A 5,327-nucleotide genomic window follows, 5' to 3' on the forward strand; every position below is an offset into this window, starting at 1 on the left:
TCTGCTATCCTAGATAACTAAAGCCTCCTGCCTCCTGCCTTCCTTCCACCAAAGTCTAATTATTCAAACGGACATGATATAAGTTGATCGCTCTCACTCACATTAGGATTAGTTTGTAAATAATCATATACCTGTTGACAAGTTTCTATCAACAAATTATCCAGATTCAAATTCCATAAAATAATCTTGCCATCAGAAGCAGCAGAAACTAACACTTTGCCATCAGGACTAAAACTCACACTTAAAACATTAGCCTCATGAGTATTCAAACTTTTGAGCAAAGTACCTTCAAAATGCCAAATTCTCAATATCCCATCTGTACTACCAGAAACCAATTTGTCGAGAGTTCAATACAAAACAAAATTCACCTGCTTTAATCCCTTGATCAAGCTCTTCATCAGCCTTTTGTCTGACATAACTAGAAGCATCATCGGGTAAACAGCCACCTAAATAATATTGGTAATTATTCATAAAAAAAATTAGGTGATAGCTACTGTTTTCCTATTTTTTTGTCAGATTTTTTTTACTAAAACTATCTCTATAACCCGTATAATATTAATCGAAACCAATTAATTAACTGATAATCATCTCACAAAAGTTGAATTGAAAATGTCTACAAATCTCTGGACTCATCGTCATATTTTATCTCTAGCAGAATTTACACCCAATGAATATAATATTGTACTACAAACAGCAGCTAGTTTTCAAGAAGTTTTAGGTCGCCGGATGAAGAAAGTACCTGCATTACAAGGTCTAGTAGTAGCAAATTTATTCTTTGAACCTTCTACACGCACCCGCAATAGTTTTGAACTAGCTGCTAAACGTTTGTCTGCGGATACTCTAAATTTTGCTCCTGGTACTTCTTCTTTGAGCAAAGGAGAAACTATTCTGGATACAGCAATGACCTATCTCGCAATGGGCACAGATATGATGGTCATTCGACATCGTGATGCTGGAGTTCCCGCAGCGATCGCTTCGGAAATGGATCGCAATGGTTCTGGAGTGCGAATTCTGAATGCTGGAGATGGTCAACATGAACACCCTTCTCAAGCTTTACTTGACCTATTTACTATCTGTATGTTGTTAGACTCAACTCAACCTAGAATAGAACTTTTAGAAGGAAAAAAAATTGCTATTGTGGGAGATATTCTCCACTCTAGAGTAGCACGATCTAATATTTGGAGTTTGACGGCTTCTGGTGCCGAAGTACATTTAGCTGGAACACCTACTTTACTACCTAAATATTTCGCCGAATTTGGCAAAAATAGACCGAGTAAATTATTTGTACATTGGGATATTAAACCAGCTCTAGAAAAAGCTGATTTTGTAATGACCCTACGTCTCCAAAAAGAAAGGATGAGCGAATCTTTATTACCTAGTTTACGAGAATATCATCAATTATTTGGTATTACACGCGATCGCCTCAAACTTTGTCAACCAGGAGTCAAATTATTACATCCTGGACCTGTTAACCGAGGAGTAGAAATTAGTTCTGACTTAATGGATGACCCTGAGTTAAGTTTAATTTCTCAACAAGTCACCAGTGGTATTGCTGTACGAATGGCTTTACTATATCTTTTAGGTGGAAGCAAAACAGAATCTTGAATATAGTTAAGTATTATATTGGTGAGGTACAAAATTACAGATTTTAGAGAATAAGGAATAAGCAACACAAAGAGGAGAAATAAATGTGTACCATTCTCTAAAAAATGCCATAATATAGCAGCAATATTTTCTTTTTGCAGAAAGGCACTTTATCGATTTTTTGAATTATGCTTCAGTTGATAAATACCAATATAGACTGCTGAATATAAACAATTATACTTAAATTATTTTAAATAGAATTACTTTATTTAAACAAGCAAAAATATATAAAAAAATAAAAATTGAAGCATTAAATAACTCCTGATTTTTCCTGAACATATATATACTTTGCTACGTTCGATATAATCTTTAACATGAGTGGAAACCAATTATTAACAATACTATGAATTCTAGTTTAAAAGTACCTTTATCTACCAAACTCAAACCAGAACAAAATCATTTTGCTATTACTATAGCTCCTTTATCTATTGCTGAAATCTACACTTTAGCGGATAATCCTGCTAATGGTGCTGTAGTAGTAATGAGCGGAATGGTTCGCAATCAAACAGACGGCAAATCTGTAGTGGCCTTAGAATATCAAGCATATCAACCTATGGCCATCAAAGTTTTTGAGCAAATCTCTACAGAAATTCGTAGTCAATGGCCAGAAGTCGAGACCGTGGTCATTCATCATCGAGTGGGACGTTTAAAAATTGGTGAAATAAGTGTTTTAGTGGCTGTCGGATGTCCACACCGTTCAGAAGCTTTTGAAGCTTCTCGTTATGGCATTGATACTTTGAAACATACAGCCCCTATATGGAAAAAAGAACATTGGGCCGATGGGTCAAGTAGTTGGGTCAGTATTGGAGCTTGTGAAGAGCAATAGAGATAGTAGAGTCAGGAATTGGGAGTAGAATCAATTTAAATAAAGAAAAAAAAGGAAGTCGAGAAAAAGTTATTTAACAAATTTCCTGATCGCTACTATCCCACATTCGGTACGTCAATTTGTAACATCAAAAGTAGTATACATTTTTGATTGTTGGTAAATATTTATACAGTATAAATTACTTCTCAAAAGTTAAATTCTCAGGAAAATATTAAGCATAAATACTTACTGAATTATTAATTCCTATTAACGACTATAATTTTTTTTCTTACTTTTGACTTTTGAATTTTGACTTTTGAATTTTGACTGTGGATAATTGGGAACTCTAGAAAAAATTTCTCGTCTAATTGGAACTAGAGCTAAATAACAAAATTATTGAGCCAGTTCCGCTGATGAATCAATATATATTTGTACCCTGGTCTAAGGTTGAACAAACCCTTTCGCAAGTGGAATTGCCACCTGAAAAACTCTCTAACTACGATCTAGTACTGCGCTGCCAACAAGGTCATCGCCCAGATCGTGCAATCTTTGCAGAACTTCTACATCGATACCAACTCCATGTAGATAAAATTTTGTATCATTTAGCCCCTGAATGGCAAGACCGCTCAGATTTGGCTCAAGAGGTTTGGATTCGTGTATACCGTAACATTAAAAGATTACAAGAGCCAGTAAAGTTTAAGAGTTGGCTCAGTCGTATCACAACTAACCTGTTTTATGATGAGTTACGGAAACGAAAACGAGTTACCCCTCCTCTATCTTTAGACGCTCCTCTGACTTTAGATGATGGTATGATAGATTGGGAGATTGCGACAAATACTCCAGGGCCAGAAGAAGAGTTAAGTACACAAGAATTTTATGATTATCTGAGGGATGCAATCTCTCAACTACCAGAAGTATTTAGGGTAACTATTGTCTTGAGAGAAATAGAAGGTTTATCTTATGAAGAAATTGCAGAAATTACTGGAGTTTCTCTAGGTACTGTCAAATCAAGAATTGCTAGAGCTAGGCAAAGATTACAATTACAACTCCAAAAATATCTAGATATTTGAATGATATACATATAATAAGTAATTTGATTTTGAGTAGAAATTTAGTCAAAATAAATCTCTAAATATTAATCAAATTTAATCGAGTAAAACAAAAATAATTCAATTAGCTTTTCTGAGAAAATATCAAAATTTTATGTAGCGTTGACTATGAATAAAAATGTTAATTCAAATAACTTAGATAATCAAATTCAGGGTGAAAAAAAATGATGGAACAAGAAAGGTTTGAATTAGTAAGTGCATATTTAGATGGTGAAGTAACTCCATCACAACGTAGAGAAGCAGAACTTCTACTTGCTACAGATCCAGTGGCAAAACACCTCTATCAAAGACTACTACAACTACATTCTGAATTCCAAAGGATACCAGTACCTCCAAAAGTAGAACCTGTGGAGATAATGGTTGATCGAGTATTTGATAAAATCGACCGTAGATCAAAACGGAAATTTGTCTTAGGTGGTACTGCTATTGCGGCTCTATGTATAGCATTTATATCGGGAATAATCTCAAATAGTCGGACTAATATTCTGCAGCTAGCTGAACATTCTAATTCTGAAACTGTACAAATTGCTTTAAATGAGCCTGTAATAGAAATAGTGAATCCTAATAATGTGATGTTAACTATAAACGATCCAGTACTTAAAATTCCTCAACCTCCAATTTCACCAGTGAAAAATCAATAATAAGATTGTAAAATTACAAGTAGTTAGCAAATTATATTCCTTTAATATGACTATATTTATTTATAAATTTTATTATACTTGGAAGTGGAAAGGTTTATCAAAATAATTGGGTTATTCACCACGCCTTTTAAGGCGAAATATTTTTGTAGGGTTACTCAAAATCCCCTACTTCCCCTCCTGGGAGGGGGAGGGGCGAGGAGTGGGTTAACTTCTGACTTCTGACTTCTGTACGTCGCCAATCCGACGGCTCCCCTATCTGACTTCGTCAATGGTTTGTCCAAAATCCACTAGGCAGTAATTTACCACCAAATAAATTAACCTTTTCTGGTAACATTAAGTAGCTCCAGACAGTCCATAAGTATTCTCCATTAATTCCAAAAGTATCAATTTTTTGTCTCTGGTACTCGTTTTCTGTTGGATGACGTTCAGGATGATAATCCTCTAATCGATCCAAATCTAGCAAAACGTCTGGATTTGTGAATGATAAGATAAATCCATATACATTCATATCTCCTCTAGTCATCGCTGGATAGCCAAAAGATAGTTCATACAATAGACCATTAGTTATTGCCGGAAAAGCATCCACAACATATTCAGCACAATAGGATTTGTAGTTTACCTCTCCTGGTTTAAGAGTACCGTAGACAAAGACTTGAAGATATTCCACATAATTACTTCTCAAGAAATTACCTTCTAAAGACAAGTAAAAACTACCAGATGCTGTGTAAAACAATCTATCTATTAGTTACATATCGAAGCTACTGAAACGGCATTTGCTGTTGAGTACTACGAATACTCTATAATATAATAGTAAGGTTAAACTTAAATAGAGTTTATGCTAAGACCACAAAAATTAATCAATCGTAATTCTTAATATCTGATTAAATGATTTTAGTAGTAAATATGATGGCTTTTCTACTCCCCCAGTTAACTTTAGGCGCTTTTTTACCAGAGCTACCACTTGATAGTTTATTTTCTACCCAAGGAATAATGGTAATGCTTACCTAACACACCACCCTCTGCACAAGAAGGTACCATTCCTGGAGGCGGGGGTTCGGGGTAAAGGTCGCGGTAGTTAGGTCCACCCTCATAATTAAAGACAGTTGCCTGACCCTCAAAACGGAAAAT

The 5,327-nt window shown here is 34.9% G+C and carries 7 protein-coding genes and 1 pseudogene; 4 read left to right on the forward strand and 4 right to left on the reverse strand.

The genetic code is table 11. From position 1 onward, the window contains the following. Window positions 1-59 precede the first annotated feature (59 nt). Complete coding sequence (locus tag F6K13_RS16720; protein ID WP_124147430.1) at window positions 60-335, reverse strand: WD40 repeat domain-containing protein; 276 nt, start codon at window positions 333-335, stop codon at window positions 60-62. Beyond that, complete coding sequence (locus F6K13_RS16725; protein WP_161564729.1) at window positions 322-471, reverse strand: hypothetical protein; 150 nt, start codon at window positions 469-471, stop codon at window positions 322-324. The genes F6K13_RS16720 and F6K13_RS16725 overlap by 14 nt, the downstream gene beginning before the upstream one ends. A gap of 138 nt (window positions 472-609) precedes the next feature. On the opposite strand from F6K13_RS16725, the gene F6K13_RS16730 reads away from it, so the two are divergent. The 4 genes from F6K13_RS16730 to F6K13_RS16745 all read left to right on the forward strand — a co-directional run bounded on the left by F6K13_RS16730 (window position 610) and on the right by F6K13_RS16745 (window position 4,199). Next, the gene (locus tag F6K13_RS16730; RefSeq protein WP_124147429.1) at window positions 610-1,605 is read left to right on the forward strand and encodes an aspartate carbamoyltransferase catalytic subunit; all 996 of its coding nucleotides are present in this window, start codon (window positions 610-612) and stop codon (window positions 1,603-1,605) included. A 382-nt stretch (window positions 1,606-1,987) separates the two neighbouring features. Next, window positions 1,988-2,470, forward strand: a complete 483-nt coding sequence (locus tag F6K13_RS16735) for a molybdenum cofactor biosynthesis protein MoaE (protein ID WP_124154774.1) — start codon at window positions 1,988-1,990, stop codon at window positions 2,468-2,470. A gap of 392 nt (window positions 2,471-2,862) precedes the next feature. Further along, a complete protein-coding gene (locus F6K13_RS16740) occupies window positions 2,863-3,519 on the forward strand; it encodes a sigma-70 family RNA polymerase sigma factor (RefSeq protein ID WP_124154775.1) in 657 nt (218 codons plus the stop codon). Between the two features lie 203 nt (window positions 3,520-3,722). Beyond that, window positions 3,723-4,199 (forward strand): anti-sigma factor, encoded by a 477-nt coding sequence (locus tag F6K13_RS16745; protein WP_124143910.1) that lies wholly within the window; start codon window positions 3,723-3,725, stop codon window positions 4,197-4,199. Between the two features lie 265 nt (window positions 4,200-4,464). Here F6K13_RS16745 and F6K13_RS16750 read toward each other — a convergent pair whose 3' ends face one another. Next, the gene (locus F6K13_RS16750; protein WP_240038835.1) at window positions 4,465-4,932 is read right to left on the reverse strand and encodes a gamma-glutamylcyclotransferase; all 468 of its coding nucleotides are present in this window, start codon (window positions 4,930-4,932) and stop codon (window positions 4,465-4,467) included. Window positions 4,933-5,201: 269 nt separating this feature from the next. Then, window positions 5,202-5,327: pseudogene (locus F6K13_RS16755) on the reverse strand (molybdenum cofactor biosynthesis protein MoeB); the annotation flags it as partial.

Source organism: Okeania sp. SIO2B9 (genome assembly GCF_010672505.1).
Classification (GTDB): domain Bacteria; phylum Cyanobacteriota; class Cyanobacteriia; order Cyanobacteriales; family Microcoleaceae; genus Okeania; species Okeania hirsuta.

Coding starts and splice junctions, on each gene's coding strand:
- F6K13_RS16730 (WP_124147429.1), top strand. CDS start 610: ATGTCTACAAATCTCTGGACTCATCGTCATATTTTATCTCTAGCAGAA.
- F6K13_RS16725 (WP_161564729.1), bottom strand. CDS start 471: ATGAATAATTACCAATATTATTTAGGTGGCTGTTTACCCGATGATGCT.
- F6K13_RS16740 (WP_124154775.1), top strand. CDS start 2,863: ATGAATCAATATATATTTGTACCCTGGTCTAAGGTTGAACAAACCCTT.
- F6K13_RS16745 (WP_124143910.1), top strand. CDS start 3,723: ATGATGGAACAAGAAAGGTTTGAATTAGTAAGTGCATATTTAGATGGT.
- F6K13_RS16735 (WP_124154774.1), top strand. CDS start 1,988: ATGAATTCTAGTTTAAAAGTACCTTTATCTACCAAACTCAAACCAGAA.